The organism is Cupriavidus sp. 05L411 (assembly GCF_056398045.1).
The window spans coordinates 116,002-138,692 of sequence record NZ_JBFTOQ010000008.1 but is presented as its reverse complement, the minus strand read 5'-3'; the positions used below and the strand labels follow the sequence as shown (position 1 = coordinate 138,692).

Sequence of the window (22,691 nt, the reverse complement as noted above, 5' to 3'; positions counted from 1 at the left end):
GCGAGGCACCTTTGCGTTTCGGTACAATATGCCGCATGCCGCCAGCGCTGAACAGCAGGGCGAAACCCGCAGCGGCCGCGACCCGGCGAGGTTTCCCTGACCCTTCGCAGAATCTCCGCCGCCCCGATCCCCTTCATGCCCGATTCCTCCAGCGCCCAGCTCTCCGAGTTCGACCTGATCCGCCGCTTCTTTACCCGGCCCGCACAAAAGGCGGTACTGGGCGTGGGCGACGATTGCGCGCTGATTGAAGGGCGCCCCGGTCACCACCTTGCCATCAGCACTGACATGCTGGTCAGCGGGCGGCACTTCTTTCCGGACGTGGCGCCGCGCTCACTTGGCCACAAGGCGCTGGCGGTCAACCTGTCCGACCTGGCTGCCATGGGCGCCGAGCCCCGCGCCTTCACACTAGCGCTGGCGCTGCCCGATGCGCAAGCCGCATGGCTGTCCGAACTGGCCGCCGGCATGCTGGAACTGGCAGACGCCCACGGCTGTGAGCTGATCGGCGGCGACACCACGCGCGGCCCGCTGACGCTGAGCCTGACGGTGTTCGGCGACGTACCTGTGCACAAGGCACTGCGACGCGATGCCGCACGCCCCGGCGACGATATCTGGGTCTCCGGCACGCTTGGCGATGCCCGCCTGGCGCTAGGCGACTTCCGTGGCGAATGGCTGCTGCCCGAACCGGACTTCAGCCAGGTGCGCCCGCGCATGGACACGCCAACGCCGCGCATCGCGCTGGGCATGGCGCTTCGCGGCGTGGCCCATGCAGCACTCGATATTTCCGATGGCCTGGTCGGCGACCTCGGCCATATCCTGGAGCGCTCCCAGGTCGGCGCCTTGCTCGATGTGGACGCCCTGCCCCGCTCGACGGTGCTGGCCAGCCAGCCGGAGGCGCGCCAGCTGGAATGCACCCTGGCCGGCGGAGACGATTACGAACTCTGCTTTACCGCGCCCGTGGGCGAGCGCGACCACATTGCCGCCATCGGCGCGCGGCTCGGGCTGGCCCTGACGCGCGTCGGCGCGATCACGCCCGAGGCTGGCCTGCGCCTGGTTGACCGCGACGGTAATCCGAGCGCTTACAACGGCACCAGCTTCGACCACTTCGCGCCCCCCTGACAAGCCTGCATCCGCCGTGTCATCATGCAGCCATGCGGGGCGCCAGACCCTGCCCGGACACGCCGTCCGGCACAATCCCATCCGAACCAGACGAGCCAATCCCTGATGTCCGCCTACCCGCCCGGGCCTACCGCGCACGATCCCGCCCTGACCCTGGAAGCCGGCCAGGCCGCCAAGATCACGCGCCCTACGGCGCGTTTCATGCTCTCGCACCCTGCTCACCTGATTGCGCTGGGCTTCGGCTCGGGACTATCGCCAGTCGGGCCGGGCACGGTCGGCACGCTGTACGCGTGGCTGTCCTACCTGGTGATCTCGATGTGGGTGCGGCCGGAAACCTGGCTGTGGCTGATCGTCGGCGGCTTCGTGCTGGGGCTCTGGGCCTGCGCCCGCACCGCGCGCGACATGGGCGTGTTTGACCACGGCAGCATGGTCTGGGACGAGATCGTGGCGTTCTGGCTGGTCATGGCCTTTGTCATGCCGACCGGTTTCTGGGGCCAGCTTGCGGCGTTCCTGTGGTTCCGCCTGTTCGATATCGTCAAGCCAGCGCCCATCGGGCATCTCGACCGCACTCTCAAGGGACCCGGCCTGCGCGGCGGTTTCGGCGTGATGTTCGACGACATCATGGCCGCCTTCTACACACTGCTGGTGTTCGCCCTGTGGCGTTCGCTGTGATCGGCCACTCCCCCCAACCTATCTACTGAATCCGCCATCATGCCCGTCAGCCGCTTGCTCGACCAACTCGCCGTCCAGGTCGGAATCTCCCTGAACGAGAAGTCGCTGTTGCTCGCCACCGCGGAATCCTGCACGGGCGGCCTGGTGGCCGCTGCCATTACCGATGTATCGGGTTCGTCAGGGTGGTTCGAGCGGGGCTTCGTCACGTACTCGAACGAGGCAAAGTCGACCATGCTGGGCGTGCCAGCCAAGCTGATTCGCGATCATGGCGCGGTCAGCGAGGAAGTGGCGCGCGCCATGGCCGAAGGGGCCCTGCTCAACAGCCGCGCCCAGGTGGCGTTGTCGATCACCGGCGTGGCCGGGCCAACCGGCGGCACGCCGGAAAAGCCCGTGGGCATGGTGTGCTTCGGCTGGAGCAACCGCATCACCACCAAGGTGGAAACGCAGCGCTATCGCGGCGACCGGCAGCAAATCCGCCGCCAGGCTGCGGAATACGCGATTCGCGGCCTGCTCGAACTGGTCCGCAACGAGGCCTGAGGTCTCGGGTACGCGCGACGCCAGCAAGCCGCCGGCGACGCGGCGGTTCAGCCCTGGCGGAAGCGGTTGATGGTTTCGCGCGTCTGCAACGCAACGTTGCGCGCGGCGGCCGCGAAATCCTTCTCGCGGCTGGCGTAGAGGATGGCGCGCGACGAATTGATCATCATGCCGGCGCCAGCGCCGGTGCGCCCCGCGCGGACGGTGGCCTCGATATCGCCGCCCTGGGCGCCGATGCCGGGGATCAGCAGCGGCATGTCGCCCACGATCTCGCGCACCTTGGCAATCTCCGCGGGGAAGGTCGCCCCCACCACCAGCGCCATCTGTCCATTGGTATTCCAGCGCGTGGCGGCCGCCTCTGCCACCACCTGGTACACGGGCTTGCCATCCACCGGCAGGAACTGCACGTCGGAGCCGCCCGGGTTGGAAGTGCGGCACAGCACGATCACGCCGCGATCCAGATAGGCCAGGTACGGCTCGAGCGAATCCAGGCCCATATAGGGATTGACCGTGACAGCGTCCGCCCGGTAACGCTCGAAGGCTTCGATGGCGTACTGCTGCGCGGTCGAGCCGATGTCGCCACGCTTGGCGTCCAGGATCACGGGAATCCCGGGGTGGGCGTCATGGATATAGGCGATCAGCTGCTCGAGCTGGTCTTCGGCGCGCTGCGCCGCGAAATAGGCGATCTGCGGCTTGAAGGCGCAGACCAGGTCGGCGGTGGCGTCGACGATCTCGCGGCAAAAGGAGAAGATCGCGCCGCCCGTGCCCGTCATGGACAGGGGCAGCTTGCCCGGGTCGGGGTCTAGCCCGACGCAGAGGAGGGAATCGTTGCGCTGCCAGGCTGCAGCCAGCTGCTCGGTGAAGGTCATGGGATGCTCGCTAATCTGGGTCGGCCGCGTCGGCTGCGCGCCGGGCTTGTCAAGCCGGGTCGGCGCTCCCCCCGCGGCAACAGTCGTTCCCGCGATTTTACCCGCTGTGTGCTCTCTTCTGCCGTTCTTCCTCGATACAAGGAGCGGCGTCGCACACAGTGGCCGGCCGGGGCCTGGGCACGCAAATGATGAAATGCGGCCAGATGGATGTTCGCCGCCATGGCCTCGGTGCTGCTCGAGCCGCTATTGCGGCGCGGGCGCCAAAGCGCGCGGGCGGCATAACAACGCACTGCGCGCCGGCGCCTCGCCTTCACCCACATTTCACTTAACAAGCCCCCCCTCGTTGGGCTACACTCGCGGCCATCATAATCCCGGAGAAACTACGTGGGCAGTAGCATCGGGTGTTCGTGTTGCCGCAGCCAGATTGCGATCGCACCGAATGCCATGTCACTGCGGGCTGCGTAACGACGACCGCCGGAGCTGGCCTTATCCCGCTCCACCGCCTCGTCGGACTCGCCCGCAGCACATACTGCGGGTGAGTGTTCTTCCGTGTTCCTGACGGCCGTCGCCGCGCGCCGCTTCGTCCCGGACTTATCCCTCCCCCGGCTTGCCAGCCATGAACGGCAAACGCCATCGCCTTGCGCGCCCTTCAAGCGCACAGCGCGATCACGCTTGCCAGCGGCCCTGAGCTTCGCCGTTTTCGCGCGAAGCATGGGCTCGCCCCATGGCCGGCGAGCCAAGCCTGCGCGTTTCTTCGCCAAACGCAACAAGGAAGCCCTGGGATGATCAACCTGTTCGTCCTGCAGAAAGGCCGGCTCGCACAGGAGCAGGTCGACGATCGCAATGAACTTCTGCAGCACAAGCCGATCTGGATCGATGTCATCAGCCCCGATGACGAGGAACTCGCCTGGATCAAGGAAGCCTACGGCGTCGCGTTGCCGGAGCTGGAAGACCTGGGCGACCTGGAAGCCTCGGCCCGCTACTTCGAAGGCGAGGACGAGAACATCCATATCCGCACCGACTTCCTGCTCGACGAGGAAGACATCTCGCGCAACGTGCGCGTGGCGTTCGTGCTCACGCGCGACGTGCTGTTCTCCATTCACGACGAAGACCTGCCGGTGTTTCGGCTGGTGCGATTGCGCGCCCGCATGCGCCCGGGCTCGGTGCGCAACGCCAAGGACGTGCTGATGGACCTGTACGCCACCGATGCGGAATACTCGGCGGACTCCATCGAGGAAGTCTACGAGCGGCTGGAGGAAGCCAGCAAGCGCGTGCTGGCGGAGAACGTGACCGATGCCGCGGCGGCCGACGTGCTGGAAACCATCGCCCGCGAAGAAGACTTGAACGGCCGCATCCGCCGCAACGTGATGGACACGCGCCGCGCGGTCTCCTTCCTGATGCGCAGCCAGCTGCTGTCGGCCGAGCAGCAGGACGAAGCCCGCCAGATCCTGCGCGACATCGACTCCATCGAGAACCACACCGCGTTCCTGTTCGACAAGATCAACTTCCTGATGGACGCCACGGTCGGTTTCATCAACATCAACCAGAACAAGATCATCAAGCTGTTCTCGGTGGTCTCGGTGGCGCTGATGCCACCCACGCTGATCGCCAGCATCTACGGCATGAACTTCAAGTTCATGCCGGAGCTGGACTGGGCCGCGGGCTATCCTTGGGCCATCGCGCTGATGGCCGTGTCGGCCGCGATCCCGCTGGTGTACTTCAAGCGCAAGGGCTGGCTAAGCTGAAGGGCGTCTGAACTGCGCTGCCCCGGACTCAGTCGGGCAGCGTGGCCGCGCCCATGCGGCGCGCGATGATGTTGGCCTTGACCTTGAAGTTCACGCGTACATTGGCGCAGTACTCCTTCTTGTCGAAGCACTTTGGCGCCGGCAGCGCCGCGGCCAGGCGTGCTGCCTGGCCCACACTCAGCTTGGCGGCGCTGGTCTTGAAATAATGCTGGGCCGCGGCCTCTACGCCAAACACGCCCTCGCCCCACTCCACCGAATTCAAATAGATCTCGTAGATACGCTGCTTGTCGAGCCAGAACTCAAGCATCCAGGTAATGGCCAGCTCCTGGCCTTTGCGCAGGTAGTGCTGCTCGGACGAAAGGAAGAGGTTCTTGGCCAGTTGCTGCGTGATGGTGGAGCCGCCACGCACGATATGCCCGCGCTTCTTGTTGCGCTCCCAGGCATCGAGCATGGAATCGAGCTCGTAGCCGGGATGGTTGACGAAGTCGGCGTCCTCGCTGGCGATCACCGCGCGCTTGAGGTTGCGGGAGATATCGTCATAGCCGACCCAGCGGCGGTCCACCTGGCAGCTCCAGAACCTGAAGCCGCACAGACGCCACTGCTCGGCCCGCATGAACGCCGTGGATGACGGGTTCACGGTTTGCCAGGCAGCGATCTGCAGGAAGAAATACACCTGCATGGCCAGCACGCCGGCGATCAGCGCGCCAAGCAGGTAGGCGAGCCAGCGCAGCGGGTTGAGGCCACCGCCCCTGCCGCCTTGAGCCGCCCCGGGACGGGCGGTGTGCTTGCGCTCAGCCATGTTCGAGCCAGCCGGCCTGCGCTTTAGCGCGCGGCTTCGGCCTGCAGCGCCGCGCGCAGCGTTGCCAGCACGGGCGCGGTGGCGGGCCGCACACCCCGCCAGTTGTAGAAGGCCTCGGCGGCCTGCTCGACCAGCATGCCCAGCCCGTCACTGGTGCGCGCGCCACATTGGGCGGCGAACTTCAGGAATACGGTGGGCTCCGCGCCGTACATCATGTCGTAGGCGAGCACGTCCTTGCCCAGCAGTTCCGCCGGCACCGGCGGCAACTCGCCCTGCAGGCTGCTGCTGGTGGCGTTGATGACCACGTCGCAAGCGTCTTCATCGGTCAAACCCGCCAGTGCGTCAAAACCACCGCCCCACAGCTCCACGCCGTACTCGTCCGCTTGCTGGGCCACGTTTTCCAGGATATCGCTGGCGCGCTGGGGCGTGCGGTTGGCCACCACGATGCGATCCGGCCGGCAGCCGATCAGCGGCAGCATGGCGCCCATGGCGGCGCCGCCCGCGCCCAGCAACAGGATGCGCTTGCCTTCGAGCAAGGTATCGAGGTTGACCTCGATGTCGCGCGTGAGGCCGACACCGTCGGTGTTGTCGCCGTGGATCACGCCGTCCTCGATCCACATGGTGTTGACCGCGCCCGCGCTCTCGGCGCGCGGCGTCAGGCGCTCGGCGAGGTCGTAGGCTTCGAGCTTGAACGGCACGGTCACGTTCAGGCCGTGGCCGCCGCCGTCGAAGAAGGCGCGCACGGTGGCAACGAACCCATCGAGCGGCGCAAGCAGGCGCTCGTACTCGACGGCCTCGCCGGTCTGCAGCGCAAATGCGGCATGGATGGCGGGAGAGCGGCTGTGCGCGACGGGGTTGCCGATCACGACGTAACGGTCGGCGGGAGTCTGGGATTGCATAGTGTCAGGTGATGGCGTCATCGGGACTGCAGGCGAGTTTCCAGCCCACTGCGCGAAAACTTGAATGTAGAGATCACTTCGAGAATATCCTGGCGCGCCTGCATCTGCGCCGTGAACCCGCCGAACGGCGCCGCCGCGCGCACGATGGCAACCGCCTGGCGGTCCAGCACGGGATCGCCCGAGCTCTTGACCACGTCGATGGCGTCGATGTTGTAGCCATCACGGTTATAGCCAAGCCGGCCCTGCCGGTTGACGTTGATCACCAGGATCAGTTGCCCGTAGATCGGCTTGCCATTGCGCTGGGGGAAATCGGTGGTGCCGCGCGCTTCGATCTTCTGGCGAAGGCGGTCGTAGTACTGCGCGTATTCCACTTCCTGCGCGCTGGTGGCGGTGAGCTGGTAGCGCTTGGGCCGCTTGGCGTATTGCTCGAGGTTGCGGCCGATCTCGGCTTCGAGCTTGGCCATCTCGTCGAGCGAGGTGCGTTCGTCCTGGCCGCGCAGCGGGTTTTCCACGCGCTGCTGGCCTGGCTTGAGCGGCTGGCTGTGCACGGACGGCGCGGCTTCGCGCGACTGCGTCATCAGGCGCTGCTGCTCCTGCTCCATCTGCTCCACGCGGCGCTGCATCTGGCGCACCAGGTCGCCGTCCTTGGTGACGGTCTGTGCCGGCAGCGGCGTGGTGGCGCGCTGCTGGTCGTGCTCGCCACCGCCGTCGAGGTTGGCCTGGGCCAGCACGGTGGGGTTCTGCGGGCGCTGCGCCGATTTGGAATTGACCAGCACCACATCGAGCGCGGCGTCGGTGCGCTTGATCTCGAACGCCTCCGGCGCCACTACGCGCACGGTCAGCAGCAACGCATGGGCCAGCAACGAGACGACCAGCGCCTTGGCCATCGTGCTGCTGGCGTTCCACCACTGGCGGGGAGAAAAAGCGGCTTTCACGATGGGCGGGACGTTGGCTGGGAAGCGTCGATCGGGCGAGACTGGGGCCGGGGTCCGTGGGACCCCGGGGTCAGACTGCGATTGTAAGGGAGCGCCTCGTTTTTTCCGAGGAACTCAGCCTGCGCCGCCGGTGCCGGTGTCGCGTGTGTCCGACGCAGCGCCGTCGCTTGTGGCATCCGCGGCACTCGCGGCTTCGTCATCGCCAGCTTCCCCAGTCGCAGCGTCAACCTCACCTTCGGTTGCCCCTTCAGTTGCCCCTTCGGCCGCACCCTCGGCAGCGGCTTCGGCAGCCTCCTCGGCCGCGGCTTCAGCGGCGGCTTGCGCCGACACTTCGCCGGCTTCGTCGTCCCGCTCCATCTCCTCCTGCGGCAGCTCGCCTTCGCCGGCAAACACCTCCAGGACGCGGCATGACACTTCCAGCGAGATCTCGTCGATCGCGCCGATCTCGAGCAGCACCTGGGTGCCGCGCGAGGCCTGCATCAACTCCGGCACGCGCGTGACCAGCGGAATCTCGGCAAAGCGCACCGCGCCTTCCTTGAGCACCGAGCCCATCAGGCGCTCGCGCTTTTCCTGCTGCAGCCAGCGCAGGCACCAGTAGCGCTCCATGGTCGACTGATGGTCGGCATACGCGGCGTAGGTGCCTTCGAAATCCGCGACCGCGGCCAGCAGGTCCGAATCCTTGGGCTTGAACGGCGCCACCAGCTTGGCCGTGATGCCATGCTGGGCGACTGCCAGGATCTGCCACTGGTTGACCAGGTCGACATAGCGGCGCAGCGGCGAGGTGCTCCACGCGTATTGCGCCACGCCCAGCCCCTCGTGGGGCGCCGGGTAGGTCTGCATGCGGGTGCGGTTCATGCCCCAGGCCTTCTGCGTGCGATAGATGCCCGGCACACCGTTGTCGGCAAGCAGCTTGCCCCAGGTGCTGTTGGCCAGGATCATCAGCTCGGCAACGATCTTGTCGAGCGGGGAGCCGCGGCGGCGCTGCTCGATGCGCACGCGTTCGCCGCCATCTTCCAGCAGGTCGATGTAGAAGCTGTAGTCGGCGCGGTTGTGCGACTCGGGACGCAGCCCGCTGGCCAGACGCGCCTTCTGGCGTTCGTCGTGCAGCCAGCCGGAGAAATGGAACAACTGGGTCAGCGCATCGCGGAACGGGTAGTCGCCGGTGCCGGCGGCCAGTGCGGCCTCGGTCACCACATCCTCAAGCAGGTTGTGGCGCAGGTTGGCCGCGATCTTGACCAGCTCCGCGCGGGTCTCGCTGCTGACGATCATCTGCAGGGCCGGGTCGTAGACCACATACAGCGACAGGGCCGGGCACTCGCGCCCTTCCTGCAACGTGTAGCGCTCCACCACCGAGTCCGGCAGCATGGTGATCTTGTCGCCGGGGAAATAGACTGTCGACAGGCGATGGCGCGCCACGGCGTCGAGCGGCTCGCCACGGCGGATGCCCAGGCCGGGCGCCGCGATATGGATGCCCACGCGGATCTTGCCACCATCCAGCGGCGTGACCGACAGCGCATCGTCGATCTCCGTGGTGGTGACGTCATCGATGGAGAACGCCTCCACATCCGCGCGCGGCAGTTCGCCGGCGGGTTCCGGCACGGCCACGTCGGGAAAGCCGGTGCCCTTGGGGAAGCACTCGGAGAGGAACTTGGCCTCATGCAGCGCGCGCGGGCTGGCAATGCCGCCCACCGCCACCATCAGCCGCATCGGCGACATGCCTAGCGCGGTGCAAGCGGCGTCCATCGCCTTGTATTCGAGGCTGTTCTTGTCGGGCTTGAACAGCAGTTGCAGTGCCTTGCCGCGGAACGCATCGGGCAGGGTCAGGGCCTTGAGCTGGTTTTCGTACTCGGCCTGCACCAGGGCTTGCTGCTTCTTGCGCTCGAGCGCGGCGAGCGCAGCCTTCAACTGGTCTTCCGGCGCGCGCTGGTAGCGCCCGCGGCCCTTGCGGCGGAAATAGACCGGATTGCCGTGCAGCGTCTGCGCCAGCGCGGCTTGCTGCACCACGCTCGCACCCGCGCCGTAGTACTCGGCCGCCAGGTCGACAAAGCCGAACTCGTCCTCCGACGCGCATTCCCACAGGAATTCCAGGTCGACCTCGCCGACCAGGTCGGCGGTCTGGCGCAACAGCTCGATCGCCGACGGCTGCGCGAACTGCAGCAATACGTCGCGCGACTTGACCTTGGTGCGCTTGCCCGCGGGCAGCTCCACCTGGTACGACTCGCCCTGCTGGGTCAGCACGGTGCCGGCGCGAATCTCGCCGCCTTCTTCGAACAGCAACTGCATGGATCGGAACTTTCAGAAATGCCGGGAACCGCACTTGGCAAACCAAGCACCCTGGCGCTTTGTGACGCCTGCGGGAACGGCCCGGTGAGAGAAATGGTGCAAGGCCGCCTTCAGGCAAGGCGGCAACCGGACCTGAGATGATACCGCACCGCGCCGGCTGCAAGCCCGGCGCAGGGCGGGCTGTTACAGCGACATGCCGCCGCTGGCCTCGATCGCCACGCCATTGACGTAGCTGGCATCGTCGCTGGCAAGGAAGGTGTAGATGCTGGCGATTTCGGCCGGCTCCGCCAGACGGCGCAGCCAGCAAGACGATTTCATGCCGTCCAGCACCTTCTCCGGCACGGTCCGCAGGATCTCGGTGGCGACGAAACCCGGGCACACCGCGTTGACGCGCACGCCCTTGGGGCCCAGCTCGCGCGCCCACGTCTTGGTCAAGCCGATCACACCGAACTTGCTCGCCGCATAGTTGGTCTGGCCGAAGTTGCCGTACAGGCCAACCACGCTGGACGCATTGAGAATCACACCTTTGCCCTGCTCGGTCATGATGTCGGCCACGGCCTGGGCGCAGTTGAAGACGCCCTTGAGATTGACGTCGATCACCGCGTCGAACTGGGCTTCGGTCATCTTGGTCAGGCGCGCATCCTTGGTGATGCCTGCGTTATTGACGAGGATGTCGACGCGGCCGTGCTTGGCCAGCGTGGCCGCCACCATGGCGTCGACCTCGTCGCGGCGCGTCACATCGACCTTGTAGGCGCTCACGGTGGCGCCTGAAGCGGCGAGCGTCTCGGCGGCGGCGCGCACGCGCTCCTCCTGCACGTCGCAAAGCACCACCAGCGCACCTTCCGCGGCAAAGCGCTGCGCGGTGGCAAAACCGATCCCGGCGGCAGCGCCGGTGATGATGGCAACACGTCCCTGCAATTTCATGATGGTCGTCTCTTCTTCTTGGTCGCGATTATCGATTTGGGGAAAATTCTTGCTCTGGATGGCTACCTGGCGGCTTCTGGCTGGAACCGCTCAGTGCCGGCGCCGGCCGCGCCAGCAGGTCGGGCAGGAATACCTCGGTCACCAGCATGACGCCGTCGCCACGCCGGAAGGCCGAGCGCCGCGCGGGCAACACCGATGACGCAGCGAGCTCCCGCATGGCCGGCACGGCTAGTTCCAGCCGGCGCCGCAGCGGGTGATGCGCAAGCAGGCGCGCAAAGGCAAACGGCTCTCGCCGCACGCGGGGATCGACGAACAGCGCGCCGCCCAGCGGGCGCTCGCCCAGGCCGCGCAGGAACGGCCAGTCGCGCCGGGCATGGTCGGGCTTCACCACGGTATGGGCAAAGATGGCCGGCACCCCGTCACAGATCAGCAGCACCTCGCGCGCCAGCGCGCGGCGGCGGGCAGGCAGCCCCAGCGCCTGCCATTCATCGGCAAGGGCGAGTTCCATGCGCTGCGCCAGGCGGCGCACGCGGAAAGCGTCCGACGCTGCCACCAGCCGGGCGGTGAGCGAGCCATCACCGGTCACCCAGCGGCGCAGATTGGCGCTGATGGCGGGATCTTCGGGTAGATGGGCGTGCCAACCACTGCGGCGCAGATGCGCCCCGTTCATGCCGCGCTCATGCCCGTGGCTCCGGGTCGATGGCGTCGCCCTGGCTGATCTGGCCATCGGGTCCATAGCCGCAGAAAGCGAGGACTTCGTCGACGTAGTCGGCAAATTCACTGATGCCGTGGTCGCTGCCCTCGATGACGCGCGTGTGTGCGCCGGGGAAGGCCGCCAGCATCTCGCGGTAGTCCAGCACCTCGTCGCCGGTCGCAGCCATCAGGAAATAGCGCTGCGGCCGGGTGATGGGCTCGACCCGCAGCGCCAGCAGTTCATCCAGATGATGGCGCTCCACCCGCACCGAGCCGCCACCGTGCCAGAGCGGCTGGTCGCCCAGATGGCGCTCCAGGTCGGTCCAGGGATGCACCGCCGGGTTGAGCAGCACAGCGCGGCAGCCGTGGCGCTCGGCCAGCCAGCGCGCATAGAAGCCACCCAGCGAGGAGCCGATGATGGTGAGCGGCTGCGCGCCACCGGCTTGCGAGGCCGCGATGGCCGCCTCGGCCTGGGCGATGGCCTGGGCCGGCGACACATTCAGCACCGGGCAAGCGTAATAGCGTCCCACGCCCCATTCACGCATGCGCTCCTGGACCAGGCGCGCCTTGAAGGACTGTGGAGATGAGCGGAAACCGTGCAGGTATAGCAGCATGCCAGGCCCCGCTCAGGCGGAAGCACCTGCGGCAAAGGCGTCCAGCAGCTTCTGGTGGACGCCGCCGAAGCCGCCGTTGCTCATGACCAGCACATGGTCGCCCGGGCGCGCGGTGGCTCGCACCGCGCGGACCAGCTCGGGAAGATCGCTGAAGGCGGCCGCGCGCTCGCCCAGCGGCGCCAGCGATTCGGCCAGGTCCCAGCCCAGGGCATCCTTGCCGCTGGCCGCGCCATACCCGAACACCAGGTCTGCCGCCTCGAGGCTGGCCGGGAGCTGCGCCTTCATCACGCCCAGCTTCATGGTGTTGGAGCGCGGCTCCAGGACCGCCAGGATGCGCGCCGCGCCAACCCGCTTGCGCAGGCCGTCGAGCGTGGTCTGGATCGCCGTGGGATGGTGGGCAAAGTCGTCATAGACCGTGATGCCATCGACCACGCCACGCACTTCCATGCGCCGCTTCACATTCGCGAAGCGCGACAAGGAATCGATGGCTTGCGGTGCTGGCACGCCCACATGGCGGGCAGCCGCAATCGCAGCCAGCGCATTCATCCGATTGTGCGTGCCTTGCAAGGCCCAGCGGAGCCGGCCTTGCAGCACGTCGCCGAACCAGACATCGAAACTGTCCTGGGTCATGCCGTCGCCGGTGGCATCGCCTTCGGTGGGCTCGCCCGCACGCCAGTCGCCGATGCCAAATTGCTCGGTCTCGCTCCAGCAGCCCCGCTCCAGCACGCGCGCCAAGCTTTCCTCATAGCCGTTGACGATCAGCCGGCCCTGCTCCGGCACGGTGCGCACCAGATGATGGAACTGGGTCTCGATGGCGGCAAGATCAGGGAAGATGTCGGCGTGATCGTATTCCAGATTGTTCAGGATGGCGGTGCGTGGACGGTAGTGGACAAACTTGCTGCGCTTGTCGAAGAACGCCGTATCGTACTCATCGGCCTCGATCACGAAGAAGTCGGACTCGGTCACCCGCGCCGACACGCCAAAATTCTGCGGCACGCCGCCCACCAGGAAGCCCGGCTGGTAGCCGGCATCTTCCAGGATCCAGGCCAGCATGGAGGTGGTGGTGGTCTTGCCGTGGGTGCCCGCCACCGCCAGCGTCCATTTGCCGCGCAGCACATGCTCGCCGAGCCACTGCGGGCCGGAGACATAAGGCAGGTTGCGGTTGAGGATGGCCTCCATCAGCGGATTGCCGCGCGACACCACATTGCCGATGACGAACAGGTCCGGCTCCAGCGCCAGCTGGCCGGGATCGAAGCCCTCGATCAGTTCAATGCCCTGCGCCTCGAGCTGCGTGCTCATCGGCGGGTAGACATTGGCGTCGCATCCGGTGACGCGGTGGCCAGCCTGCTTGGCAAGCACGGCCAGGCCGCCCATGAATGTGCCGCAGATACCGAGGATGTGAATATGCATGGGATTTAGGATTGGGCGGGCCAGGGCGGCCGGGCCGGGTTGCTTCTGGATGGAAAGAATTGTACCTGAGGGGGTGACGGCGAAGCCGTGCGGGAAAGGCCCGCAGCCGGGCGCGGCAGATTTCCGGGCCGGCGCGTTCGCCCCGAGGAATCTCCCCGTTACCGGCCACTCTAAAAAGCAAAACCGACCCTAGCGCGCAGGCCGCGATCCCTCCGGTATCATCCCCCCATGCCCCGCCGCCCCACCCTTGACCCCATCCGCCTGCGCGAGGAAATCGCCCAGGCCGCCGCCCGCATGATCGCGGAAGATGGCACCGACTACGCCACAGCCAAGCGCAAGGCCGCGCGGCAGCTGCTGGGCGACGTGCGCGTGGCGGGCGAGTGGCTCCCCGACAACGAGGCCGTGGAGGCGGAAGTCCGTCTCTATCAGGCACTGTTCCATTCGGAGAGCCAGCCCCGCGTCCTGGCGCTGCTGCGCCGGCTGGCCGTGCTTGCCATGCGCGACCTTGCCGCATTCCGCCCGTACCTGGCCGGCGCCGTGCTCAACGGCACCGCCACCGAGCATTCCGACGTCTATCTGCAGTGCTTCTGCGATAGCCCCAAGGATCTCACCCTGCACCTGCTCAACGCTGGCGTGGACTTCGACACCAGCGAGACCCGGCACTTCGCCGGCCGCGGCGAGGTCGAGACCCTGAGCTTCCTCTGGAAGGGACAGTGGCCAGCCATGCGCGAAGCGCGCCTGCTGGCTGGAGAGATCCGTGCGGAACTTGGCCAGCCCGTCGGCATTCATATAGCGCTGTATGATGCGGATGACGAACGCGGCGCAGTCCGGGCCGCGGCCGGCGGCCGGGTTGCCCGTGCCGATGTGGATGCGGTGCTGGCGCTGCTGGCGGCCGCCGATGCGGCGGCACCCCAGGTGCCCGACGCGCCCGCAGCGGCCTGAGCGCCAGCCTTGACGCGGAGCGCGAGCGAGGCCGGCCACAGGCCATGCGCACCGTCCCTATCGGGCCATCCGGGTTCTTACCTCTTCCATCAGCCGCTATCTTTCTTGCTGCCATGACCTCTTCCACCAGCACTCCTGTCCGCCGCAGCCGCCTCTGGGCCTGGCTTGCCGTTGCCGTCGTGGCCGCCGTCGCGGGCGCGCTGGCCGGGCACTATGTGTTTTCGCCCAAGCCGGCATCCGACGAGGCCGTCGAGACGTTCTTGCGCACGCAACTGCCAGACCCGGATGGCACCCAGATTAACTTCGCGCAACTTCGTGGAAAAACGGTGGTTGTGAACTTCTGGGCACCCTGGTGCGGCCCCTGCGTGGAAGAAATGCCCGACCTGAACGCGTTGCATAAGGAGTACACGGGACGAAAAGTGGAATTTGTCGGCATCGGCATCGATTCCGCTAACAATATCCAGCAGTTCATCAAGAAGATCCCCGTCTCCTACCCACTGGCCGTGGCCGGCTTTGCCGGTACGGAGCTCTCGCGCAACTTTGGCAACGCGGCCGGCGGCCTGCCCTATACAGTGATCATTGCGCCAGATGGCACGGTCAGCTACCGCAAAATGGGCAGGGTTTCCCCTGACGAGCTGCGCGCCGCGCTGCCTCGCAGCTAGCCATAAGATTCTTGATTTGGGGCGAATTTCTCCTAATCTTGTTCGATCATCACGCAATTTGATCGAAACGCGATTCCACGGCCCCAAAGTGCTGAATCGAGCCTGAAAACTCGCCTGCTTTGAAGCTGCCTATGTCTACGCTGCTAGACAAATCACTCTAAGCTACGGTAATCTCCGCGCAATTTCGTTGAAATGGTCGAGCCGCCGTGATCGATACACCTCCCGAACACCGCTCTCCCCGCTACCGCAAGGTGCTGGTCCTGCACGGACCGAACCTGAATTTGCTGGGCACGCGGGAGCCGGAAACTTATGGGTACACGAAACTAGCCGATATCGACCTGGCCCTCGCGCAGCGAGCCCGCCAGACTGGCATCACCCTGGCTACGTTTCAGTCCAACCATGAGGGCGCGCTGGTGGATCGTATCCATGCCGCGCGCGACGAGGGCGTGGATTTCATCATCATCAACCCGGCCGCCTATACGCATACCAGCGTAGCGCTGCGCGATGCGCTGGCCGGGGTGGCGATTCCGTTTGTGGAAGTCCACTTGTCGAACGTGCATCGGCGCGAGAACTTCCGTCATCACTCCTACTTCTCCGATGTGGCGATCGGAGTGATCTGCGGACTTGGCTGGCAGGGGTATCTGCTGGCGCTGGACTATGCCCTCGGGCAGGAGCTGGAACAGGCGCTGCCCGAGGCCTGATCCGCACGTTGATTTCTTAAACCGTTACCGCGCCCCCGGCGCCTGCCCCGCCGCCATGTTCGCGGCGGACCACGGCAGCCCGCCGGAGGCGTCAGTTTTTCCCGGACGCAGCCACCAGAGCGGTGGCCGCCGGACAACCCGATTCAGGAGGATAGAAGATGGACCTGCGCAAGCTGAAGACGCTGATCGACCTGGTGGCCGAGTCCGGCATCTCCGAGCTGGAAGTCACCGAAGGCGAAGGCAAGGTGCGGATCGTCAAGGCGCCGCCGCAGGTCATCGCCGCGCCGATGGCCATGCAGCCGATGCAGGCACTGCCCCCGGCCGCCGCGCCGGCCGCAATGCCCGTCGCCGGTACCGAGCCGGCCGCGCCGCAACTGCCGGTCGGCCATGTCGTGACCTCGCCGATGGTCGGCACCTTCTATCGCGCACCGTCGCCGGGCGCCGCGTCGTTCGTCAATGTGGGCGATACCGTCAAGGAAGGCCAGACGGTCTGCATCATCGAAGCGATGAAGCTGCTCAACGAAATCGAGTCGGACAAGGCTGGCGTGATCAAGGAAATCCTGGTCGAGAATGGCCAGGCGGTGGAATACGGCCAGCCGCTGTTCATCATCGGCTGAAACTGACCGGCATGCCGCGCCACCCGCAGCCTGCGCCGGAGTTCTCCGGCCAGCCACGGTGGCGACGGCCACCGGGCGTTCCTCGCCCCGGTGCCAGCACCCCCGCCTGCACTCCGGCTGCCCTCGCCGGGGACGCCACGATCCGCCGCGGTGGGACCGCCTTTCTCCTCGCAGAGAGTGACTATGTTTGAAAAAATTCTGATCGCGAATCGCGGTGAAATCGCCCTTCGCATCCAGCGCGCCTGCCGCGAGCTCGGCATCAAGACTGTGGTGGTGTATTCGGAAGCCGACAAGGAAGCCAAGTACGTCAAGCTGGCCGACGAAGCCGTCTGTATCGGCCCGGCGCCCTCGCCGCTGTCGTACCTCAACATGCCGGCCATCATCTCGGCCGCCGAGGTAACCGACGCGCAAGCCATCCACCCGGGCTACGGCTTCTTGTCGGAGAACGCCGACTTCGCCGAACGCGTGGAAAAGTCCGGTTTCGTCTTCATCGGCCCGACCTCCGAGAGCATTCGCCTGATGGGCGACAAGGTCTCGGCCAAACAGGCCATGATCAAGTCCGGCGTGCCGTGCGTGCCGGGTTCCGAAGGCGCCCTGCCCGACGACCCCAAGGAAATCCTGGCCACGGCGCGTGCCGTGGGCTATCCGGTCATCATCAAGGCAGCGGGCGGCGGCGGTGGCCGCGGCATGCGCGTGGTGCACACCGAGGCCGCCCTGGTCAATGCGGTCAACATGACGCGCGAGGAAGCCGGTCGCGCCTTCGGCAACCCGGAGGTCTACATGGAGAAATTCCTGGAGAACCCCCGGCACGTCGAGATCCAGATCCTGGCCGACCAGCATCGCCAGGCGATCTGGCTGGGCGAGCGCGACTGCTCGATGCAGCGCCGCCACCAGAAGGTCATCGAAGAAGCACCTGCGCCGCACATCCCGCGCCGCCTGATCGAGCGCATCGGCGATCGCTGCGCCGAGGCCTGCAAGAAGATCGGCTACCGTGGCGCCGGCACCTTCGAATTCCTGTACGAGAACAACGAGTTCTACTTCATCGAGATGAACACGCGCGTGCAGGTCGAGCACCCGGTCACCGAGATGATCACCGGCATCGACATCGTGCAGGAGCAGATCCGCATCGCCTTTGGCGAGAAGCTGCGCTGGCGCCAGAAGGACGTGCAGCTGCGCGGTCACTCGATCGAATGCCGCATCAACGCCGAGGACCCGTTCAAGTTCACGCCGTCGCCCGGGCGCATCACCGCGTGGCACATGCCCGGCGGTCCCGGCGTGCGGGTCGACTCGCACGCGTATGATGGCTACTTCGTGCCGCCCAACTACGATTCGATGATCGGCAAGATCATCACCTACGGCGCCACCCGCGAGCAGGCCATCGCCCGCATGCGGATCGCGCTGTCGGAAATGGTGGTGGACGGCATCCAGACCAACGTACCGCTGCACCGTGAGCTGATGCTCGATGCCAACTTCGTCGAAGGCGGCACCAGCATTCACTATCTCGAGCACCGCCTGGCCCAGAAGAACGTGGCCAAGGGCGGCAAGATCTGAAGCCCCGGCGCGGCCAGTCATAACTGATCGACAAGGATCGCCTGTGGCATTTCAGGAATGTGTGATCGAAATCGCACAAGACCAGGCCGAAGCCTGGTCTGACGCGCTGTTCGACCTCGGCGCGCTGTCGGTCTCGGTGGAAGACGCCGATGCCGATACGCCCGACGAGCAGCCGCTGTTCGGCGAGCCCGGCATGGAGCCGACCCGCCTGGCATGGAACCGCTCACGCGTGGTGGCGCTGTTTGACGACAGCGCCGACCCCGTGCTGGTGGTGGCCGCTGCCGCCAATGCGCTGGGCATCGACCCGGTGCCGGCTTACCAGCTGCGCCCCGTCGAAGACCAGGACTGGGTGCGCCTGACGCAATCCCAGTTCGCGCCGATCCGCATCGGCGAGCGCATCTGGGTGGTGCCGTCCTGGCACGATGCGCCGGACCCCGACGCGGTGGTGCTGGAGCTGGACCCGGGCCTGGCCTTCGGTACCGGCAGCCATCCCACCACGCGGCTGTGCATGCAGTGGCTGGAACAGAACATCAAGGCCGGTGAAACGGTGCTCGACTACGGCTGTGGCTCGGGCATCCTCGCCATCGTGGCGCGCAAGCTGGGCGCCGGCGACACGCTCGGCATCGATATCGACCCCAACGCGGTGGAAGCCTCGCGCTATAACGCCGAGCGCAATCGCGTGGAGGCTACCTTTGCACTGCCGGAAACCGTCTCCGAGGCCAGCTACGACCTCGTCGTCGCCAATATCCTGTCCAACCCGCTGAAGCTGATGGCGGCCATGCTGAGCGCGCGGGTTCGCCCCGGCGGCCGGCTGGTGCTGTCGGGCGTGCTGGAGCGGCAGGCCGACGAAGTCGCCGCGGCCTACGCGCCCTGGCTGCCCATGTCGGTCTGGCGCAGCGAGGAAGGCTGGGTCTGCCTCCATGGCACCCGCGGTGAAGGCCCCGGCACCCAGAGCTGAGCCCAGCCCATGGCCGCAGCCAAGCTCGTCACGCGTTGCCCGGCCTGTCGCACTGCCTTTCGGCTGGTGGCGGACCAGCTGCGGCTGCGCCAGGGGCTGGTCCGCTGCGGCCAGTGCGACACCGTCTTCGATGCACGCGAGCACCTGATCGAGTTGCCGGCGCCCGAGCCGGCTGCCGGCGCTGAGACCGTCGCGCAGGCGGGGGAAGGCATTGCCGCCCCTGCCCCTGCCACGCCCCCGGCACAGGAGGCGCCCGCCGAGCACGCGCACGAAGAAACACACGAAGAACTGCACAAGGCTGCCCGCGCACAGCGCGCCCCGCGCAAGCGCGCGCATGCTGTGGCGCACCCGGACACGGAAGCGCACCCAGCCGAAGCCACCGCCGTGCCGCACGAGGCAGCGCCCTTCGACACGCCTGCCCAACACGACGCCGACGACAGCCGCCCCGCCGCCGCGCCCTTCGACCCCGGTTACGACCCTGGCTATGACGTGCCGGCGCTCGACGCGCCCACCGTCATGCTGTACCAGACGCAGGCGGAAGCGGACGAGGCCGTGCAGGCCAGCAAACATAGGGCGGAGCCGGAAACCGGCACCGCCGCCGCTCACGAGAACAAGGACGAGGACGAGGACGAGCCTTCCGCGGTGTTCGTACCCGGCATCGTCGAGAGCGAGGAAGCTGGCCTCACCGCCGCTGCTGGGGCCGAGGCGGAGGCAGAAGCGGAGGCACCGCAGGCAAGCGAAGCTCCCGCCCCTGCGCCGGAAGCAGCACCCTGGCCGCAACTCGACCCCAGCACGCTGGGCGACGACGATGCCACGCACACCGCGGACATCACCGATACGGAAAACGCGGCCGACACGGCGAAAGCGGCGAACGCAGCATCCGCCGACAGCCATGTCGCCACGAGTGCCGCCGCCAACACCGAGGCCGACGCAGCGGCCATCCCGAGCGCAAGCGGCTACCTGCGCGCCGAGGCGCAGGACGATCTCCCCGAGATTCCTGAAGCGATCTCACGCGAGCAGGCAGAGCGGCCGTGGATGCGCAGCGACACGCCCGCCACCCCGTCCTTCGCGCCCGACTTCCTGCGCCACGCGCGTGAGCGCGATCCTGGCCCGGCCAGGCGCAAGCGCATGCTGCAAAAGCTGGCGACCGGGTTCCTGGTGATCGCGGGGCTGCTGCAAGGCACCTACCTGGCGCGCAGCCAGCTATCCGGCCGCTTCCCCGTATTGCGGCCCGCCTTCGAGGCGGCCTGCGCGCCGCTGGGTTGCGAGGTGGCGCCGTGGCGCGACATCGATGCCTTGCGCATCGAGAGCTCGCTGCTGCAAAAGCAGGATGACGAATCCGACGCCTACCTGCTCGCCGTGACGCTGCGTAACCAAGGCCGCGCCACCGTTGCGCTGCCCGCTATCGAGCTGGTCATGACGGACCTCCAGGACCAGCTCCTCCTGCGCCGTGTGCTGCAACCTGCCGACTATCTCGAAACCGGGCAGCAGGCCTTTGCCACGCATGGCCTGCGGGCAGGCACGGAGTTGCCGGTTCGGGTACGATTCCGGTCGCAGCAGGCGGCAGCAAACTACCGCGTGCTGATCTTCTATCCCTGAATTCCATCTGGGCTCGCCGCTAATCCCGAGCGCCCCCGATTTGCGAGCCCGCATTTCACACAGGAGCACATATGAGCAACGTCACCCTCGGCGGCAACGCCATCGAAGTCGGCGGCAAGTTTCCGCAAGCCGGCGACAAGGCCCCCGCATTCTCGCTGGTCGGCAAGGACCTGAAGGATGTCACGCTGGCTGACTTCGCCGGCAAGCGCAAGGTGCTCAACATCGTCCCCAGCCTGGACACCCCGGTGTGCCAGGCTTCGGCCCGCAAGTTCAACGAAGCCGCCAGCGGCCTGGCCAACACCGTCGTGCTGACCGTCTCGGCCGACCTGCCGTTCGCCATGGGCCGCTTCTGCACCGCTGAAGGCCTGGCCAACGTGGTGCCGCTGTCGCTGATGCGCGGCGCCGACTTCAAGGGCAACTACGGCGTGGACATCAAGACCGGCCCGCTGGCCGGCGTGACCGCGCGCGCCGTGGTGGTGCTCGATGAGAACGACACCGTGAAGTACAGCGAACTGGTCTCGGAAATCAAGAACGAGCCAAACTACGACGCCGCACTGGCCGCACTGAAGTAAGCGCGCCACCTGCCAGGCTCGGCCACCCGGCAAAACGGGTGGCCGTTTTTGCATTCAGGGGCACCGGCATGACCCGGTGGCCCCGTCAGCCCGCATTACGAGAATTGGAGAGAGCATGTCCAGCCTGATCTGTGGCTCCGTTGCCTACGACACCATCATGACGTTCGAGGGACATTTCCGCGAACATATCCTGCCCGACCAGATCCACATGCTGAACGTGTCCTTCCTGGTCCCGTCCATGCGCCGCGAGTTCGGCGGCTGCGCGGGCAATATCGCCTACACGCTGAAGCTGCTCGGCGGCGACCCGGTGGTCATGGCCACCGTCGGCGTCGACGCCGAGCCCTACCTGCAACACCTGCGCGCGCTCGATATCAGCACCGAGCACATCCGCACCCTGCCTGACACCTTCACGGCGCAAGCGATGATCACGACCGACCTGGAGAACAACCAGATCACGGCGTTCCACCCCGGCGCGATGAACCAGTCGCAGCTCTCGCAAGTGCAGGACGCACTCGGCGGCAGCAACGCGCCCGGCCTGGGCATCGTCGCCCCCGACAGCCGCGAAGGCATGCTGCACCACGCGCGCCAGTTCGCCGACGCCGGCGTGCCGTTCATCTTCGACCTGGGCCAGGCCATGCCGCTGTTCAACGGCGACGATCTGCGCCAGTTCGTTGAACTCGCCAGCTACGTGACGGTCAATGACTACGAAGCTCAGGTTCTGCTGTCGCGTACCGGCTGGACCGGCGATGAAGTCGCCGCGCAGGTCAAGGCGTTCATCGTGACCCACGGCGAAAAAGGCTCCACCGTCTTCGCCGACAAGCAGAAGTACAATATCGCCTCCGTGAAAGCGGATCGCGTCGTCGATCCGACGGGCTGCGGCGATGCCTTCCGCGGCGGCCTGCTTTACGGCATCGAACAGGGCTTCGACTGGGAAACAACGGGCCGGCTTGCCAGCCTGATGGGCTCCATCAAGATCGCGCACCAGGGTCCGCAGAACCACAAGCCGTCGCGCGACGAAATTGGTGAACGCTTCCAGTCCGCTTTTGGCTACCGCTACGAGTAACACCTTTTCCGGGATTGATCCTATGCACACCCTGATTCGCACCAGCGCCATCGCGCTCGCCGCCGCAGCCACCCTGGTGGCTGGCTGCGCTGCGCAGTCGAATTCCGCCAGCATCTATACGCCGGGCCAGGCACAGCGCGAGCAGACCTTGCGCTACGGCGTGGTCGAGACGGTTCGCGAGGTGCTGATCCAGGGCGACCAGACCGGCGCCGGCACGATCGCCGGTGGCGCCATCGGCGGCATCGCCGCGGGCAGCACCATCGGCAGCGGCGGCGGCTCGGTGGCGGCCGGTGTGCTGGGCGCCGTGCTCGGCGGCATCGCCGGCAGCATGGCCGAGAACAAGATCAGCCAGCGCCGTGGCCTGGAAATCACCGTGCGCCTGGACAACGGCGATATGCGCGCCATCGTCCAGGACGCCGACGAAGCCTTCCGTCCGGGCGAGCGCGTGCGCTTGCTGTCCTCGGGCGGCACGACCCGCGTCACGCACTAAGAGCAGTGCGCGGGACGGCATAGGGCGGCCCTGGGCGGCCGCG

At 66.7% G+C, this 22,691-nt stretch carries 23 protein-coding genes; 14 read left to right on the top strand and 9 right to left on the bottom strand.

Annotation, left to right across the window (positions count from 1 at the left end):
* The first annotated feature begins 135 nt into the window (after positions 1-135).
* The 3 genes from thiL to AC1DQR_RS11915 all read left to right on the top strand — a co-directional run bounded on the left by thiL (position 136) and on the right by AC1DQR_RS11915 (position 2,325).
* Positions 136-1,116 carry a thiamine-phosphate kinase gene (thiL, locus tag AC1DQR_RS11925; protein WP_416049682.1) on the top strand — a complete coding sequence of 327 codons (981 nt, stop codon included), beginning with the start codon at positions 136-138 and terminating at the stop codon, positions 1,114-1,116.
* A 105-nt stretch (positions 1,117-1,221) separates the two neighbouring features.
* Positions 1,222-1,788: a phosphatidylglycerophosphatase A family protein gene (locus AC1DQR_RS11920; RefSeq protein ID WP_416049683.1), complete on the top strand. Its 567-nt coding sequence runs from the start codon at positions 1,222-1,224 to the stop codon at positions 1,786-1,788.
* A gap of 39 nt (positions 1,789-1,827) precedes the next feature.
* Positions 1,828-2,325 (top strand): CinA family protein, encoded by a 498-nt coding sequence (locus AC1DQR_RS11915; RefSeq protein ID WP_416049684.1) that lies wholly within the window; start codon positions 1,828-1,830, stop codon positions 2,323-2,325.
* Between the two features lie 47 nt (positions 2,326-2,372).
* Here AC1DQR_RS11915 and pyrF read toward each other — a convergent pair whose 3' ends face one another.
* Complete coding sequence (pyrF, locus tag AC1DQR_RS11910; RefSeq protein ID WP_416049685.1) at positions 2,373-3,191, bottom strand: orotidine-5'-phosphate decarboxylase; 819 nt, start codon at positions 3,189-3,191, stop codon at positions 2,373-2,375.
* A 782-nt stretch (positions 3,192-3,973) separates the two neighbouring features.
* Here pyrF and corA point away from each other — a divergent pair.
* Positions 3,974-4,936 (top strand): magnesium/cobalt transporter CorA, encoded by a 963-nt coding sequence (gene corA / locus AC1DQR_RS11905; RefSeq protein ID WP_006162450.1) that lies wholly within the window; start codon positions 3,974-3,976, stop codon positions 4,934-4,936.
* Positions 4,937-4,964: 28 nt separating this feature from the next.
* Here corA and mtgA read toward each other — a convergent pair whose 3' ends face one another.
* From mtgA to mpl, 8 genes are all read right to left on the bottom strand, one after another.
* Complete coding sequence (mtgA, locus tag AC1DQR_RS11900; protein WP_416050386.1) at positions 4,965-5,666, bottom strand: monofunctional biosynthetic peptidoglycan transglycosylase; 702 nt, start codon at positions 5,664-5,666, stop codon at positions 4,965-4,967.
* Positions 5,667-5,758: 92 nt separating this feature from the next.
* Positions 5,759-6,634 carry a shikimate dehydrogenase gene (gene aroE, locus AC1DQR_RS11895; protein WP_416049686.1) on the bottom strand — a complete coding sequence of 292 codons (876 nt, stop codon included), beginning with the start codon at positions 6,632-6,634 and terminating at the stop codon, positions 5,759-5,761.
* Between the two features lie 17 nt (positions 6,635-6,651).
* Positions 6,652-7,521: an energy transducer TonB gene (locus AC1DQR_RS11890; RefSeq protein WP_150986893.1), complete on the bottom strand. Its 870-nt coding sequence runs from the start codon at positions 7,519-7,521 to the stop codon at positions 6,652-6,654.
* A 162-nt stretch (positions 7,522-7,683) separates the two neighbouring features.
* On the bottom strand, positions 7,684-9,852 hold the full coding sequence (locus AC1DQR_RS11885; RefSeq protein WP_416049687.1) for a ribonuclease catalytic domain-containing protein: 2,169 nt from the start codon (positions 9,850-9,852) through the stop codon (positions 7,684-7,686).
* Positions 9,853-10,035: 183 nt separating this feature from the next.
* Entirely contained in the window at positions 10,036-10,776 is a 741-nt protein-coding gene (gene fabG, locus AC1DQR_RS11880; protein WP_416049688.1) for a 3-oxoacyl-ACP reductase FabG, read from the bottom strand.
* Positions 10,777-10,804: 28 nt separating this feature from the next.
* A complete protein-coding gene (locus AC1DQR_RS11875) occupies positions 10,805-11,446 on the bottom strand; it encodes a chorismate--pyruvate lyase family protein (protein WP_416049689.1) in 642 nt (213 codons plus the stop codon).
* A gap of 7 nt (positions 11,447-11,453) precedes the next feature.
* Positions 11,454-12,083, bottom strand: coding sequence for a YqiA/YcfP family alpha/beta fold hydrolase (locus tag AC1DQR_RS11870; RefSeq protein WP_416049690.1), 630 nt, complete (start codon positions 12,081-12,083; stop codon positions 11,454-11,456).
* A gap of 12 nt (positions 12,084-12,095) precedes the next feature.
* Positions 12,096-13,493, bottom strand: a complete 1,398-nt coding sequence (gene mpl / locus AC1DQR_RS11865; protein WP_416049691.1) for a UDP-N-acetylmuramate:L-alanyl-gamma-D-glutamyl-meso-diaminopimelate ligase — start codon at positions 13,491-13,493, stop codon at positions 12,096-12,098.
* Positions 13,494-13,721: 228 nt separating this feature from the next.
* Here mpl and AC1DQR_RS11860 point away from each other — a divergent pair, with 228 nt between their 5' ends.
* The 10 genes from AC1DQR_RS11860 to AC1DQR_RS11815 all read left to right on the top strand — a co-directional run bounded on the left by AC1DQR_RS11860 (position 13,722) and on the right by AC1DQR_RS11815 (position 22,648).
* Entirely contained in the window at positions 13,722-14,435 is a 714-nt protein-coding gene (locus AC1DQR_RS11860; RefSeq protein WP_416049692.1) for a UDP-N-acetylmuramate--alanine ligase, read from the top strand.
* 113 nt (positions 14,436-14,548) lie between these two features.
* On the top strand, positions 14,549-15,097 hold the full coding sequence (locus tag AC1DQR_RS11855) for a TlpA family protein disulfide reductase (RefSeq protein WP_477133069.1): 549 nt from the start codon (positions 14,549-14,551) through the stop codon (positions 15,095-15,097).
* 206 nt (positions 15,098-15,303) lie between these two features.
* Positions 15,304-15,798: a type II 3-dehydroquinate dehydratase gene (gene aroQ, locus AC1DQR_RS11850; protein WP_416049694.1), complete on the top strand. Its 495-nt coding sequence runs from the start codon at positions 15,304-15,306 to the stop codon at positions 15,796-15,798.
* A gap of 158 nt (positions 15,799-15,956) precedes the next feature.
* Positions 15,957-16,415, top strand: a complete 459-nt coding sequence (gene accB, locus AC1DQR_RS11845; RefSeq protein ID WP_043349608.1) for an acetyl-CoA carboxylase biotin carboxyl carrier protein — start codon at positions 15,957-15,959, stop codon at positions 16,413-16,415.
* 183 nt (positions 16,416-16,598) lie between these two features.
* A complete protein-coding gene (gene accC / locus AC1DQR_RS11840) occupies positions 16,599-17,966 on the top strand; it encodes an acetyl-CoA carboxylase biotin carboxylase subunit (RefSeq protein WP_043349611.1) in 1,368 nt (455 codons plus the stop codon).
* Between the two features lie 43 nt (positions 17,967-18,009).
* Positions 18,010-18,924 (top strand): 50S ribosomal protein L11 methyltransferase, encoded by a 915-nt coding sequence (gene prmA, locus AC1DQR_RS11835; protein WP_416049695.1) that lies wholly within the window; start codon positions 18,010-18,012, stop codon positions 18,922-18,924.
* Positions 18,925-18,933: 9 nt separating this feature from the next.
* A complete protein-coding gene (locus AC1DQR_RS11830; RefSeq protein WP_477133068.1) occupies positions 18,934-20,523 on the top strand; it encodes a DUF3426 domain-containing protein in 1,590 nt (529 codons plus the stop codon).
* A gap of 71 nt (positions 20,524-20,594) precedes the next feature.
* Entirely contained in the window at positions 20,595-21,095 is a 501-nt protein-coding gene (gene tpx, locus AC1DQR_RS11825; RefSeq protein WP_043349617.1) for a thiol peroxidase, read from the top strand.
* A gap of 115 nt (positions 21,096-21,210) precedes the next feature.
* On the top strand, positions 21,211-22,158 hold the full coding sequence (locus AC1DQR_RS11820) for a carbohydrate kinase family protein (protein ID WP_416049697.1): 948 nt from the start codon (positions 21,211-21,213) through the stop codon (positions 22,156-22,158).
* A gap of 22 nt (positions 22,159-22,180) precedes the next feature.
* Positions 22,181-22,648, top strand: a complete 468-nt coding sequence (locus AC1DQR_RS11815) for an outer membrane lipoprotein (RefSeq protein ID WP_150986864.1) — start codon at positions 22,181-22,183, stop codon at positions 22,646-22,648.
* Positions 22,649-22,691 lie beyond the last annotated feature (43 nt).

Coding starts and splice junctions, on each gene's coding strand:
- pyrF (WP_416049685.1), bottom strand. CDS start 3,191: ATGACCTTCACCGAGCAGCTGGCTGCAGCCTGGCAGCGCAACGATTCC.
- mpl (WP_416049691.1), bottom strand. CDS start 13,493: ATGCATATTCACATCCTCGGTATCTGCGGCACATTCATGGGCGGCCTG.
- AC1DQR_RS11820 (WP_416049697.1), top strand. CDS start 21,211: ATGTCCAGCCTGATCTGTGGCTCCGTTGCCTACGACACCATCATGACG.
- corA (WP_006162450.1), top strand. CDS start 3,974: ATGATCAACCTGTTCGTCCTGCAGAAAGGCCGGCTCGCACAGGAGCAG.
- thiL (WP_416049682.1), top strand. CDS start 136: ATGCCCGATTCCTCCAGCGCCCAGCTCTCCGAGTTCGACCTGATCCGC.
- AC1DQR_RS11875 (WP_416049689.1), bottom strand. CDS start 11,446: ATGAACGGGGCGCATCTGCGCCGCAGTGGTTGGCACGCCCATCTACCC.
- accC (WP_043349611.1), top strand. CDS start 16,599: ATGTTTGAAAAAATTCTGATCGCGAATCGCGGTGAAATCGCCCTTCGC.
- AC1DQR_RS11920 (WP_416049683.1), top strand. CDS start 1,222: ATGTCCGCCTACCCGCCCGGGCCTACCGCGCACGATCCCGCCCTGACC.
- AC1DQR_RS11860 (WP_416049692.1), top strand. CDS start 13,722: ATGCCCCGCCGCCCCACCCTTGACCCCATCCGCCTGCGCGAGGAAATC.
- aroE (WP_416049686.1), bottom strand. CDS start 6,634: ATGCAATCCCAGACTCCCGCCGACCGTTACGTCGTGATCGGCAACCCC.
- AC1DQR_RS11915 (WP_416049684.1), top strand. CDS start 1,828: ATGCCCGTCAGCCGCTTGCTCGACCAACTCGCCGTCCAGGTCGGAATC.
- AC1DQR_RS11830 (WP_477133068.1), top strand. CDS start 18,934: ATGGCCGCAGCCAAGCTCGTCACGCGTTGCCCGGCCTGTCGCACTGCC.
- tpx (WP_043349617.1), top strand. CDS start 20,595: ATGAGCAACGTCACCCTCGGCGGCAACGCCATCGAAGTCGGCGGCAAG.
- accB (WP_043349608.1), top strand. CDS start 15,957: ATGGACCTGCGCAAGCTGAAGACGCTGATCGACCTGGTGGCCGAGTCC.
- AC1DQR_RS11890 (WP_150986893.1), bottom strand. CDS start 7,521: ATGGCCAAGGCGCTGGTCGTCTCGTTGCTGGCCCATGCGTTGCTGCTG.
- AC1DQR_RS11815 (WP_150986864.1), top strand. CDS start 22,181: ATGCACACCCTGATTCGCACCAGCGCCATCGCGCTCGCCGCCGCAGCC.
- AC1DQR_RS11870 (WP_416049690.1), bottom strand. CDS start 12,083: ATGCTGCTATACCTGCACGGTTTCCGCTCATCTCCACAGTCCTTCAAG.
- AC1DQR_RS11885 (WP_416049687.1), bottom strand. CDS start 9,852: ATGCAGTTGCTGTTCGAAGAAGGCGGCGAGATTCGCGCCGGCACCGTG.
- fabG (WP_416049688.1), bottom strand. CDS start 10,776: ATGAAATTGCAGGGACGTGTTGCCATCATCACCGGCGCTGCCGCCGGG.
- AC1DQR_RS11855 (WP_477133069.1), top strand. CDS start 14,549: ATGACCTCTTCCACCAGCACTCCTGTCCGCCGCAGCCGCCTCTGGGCC.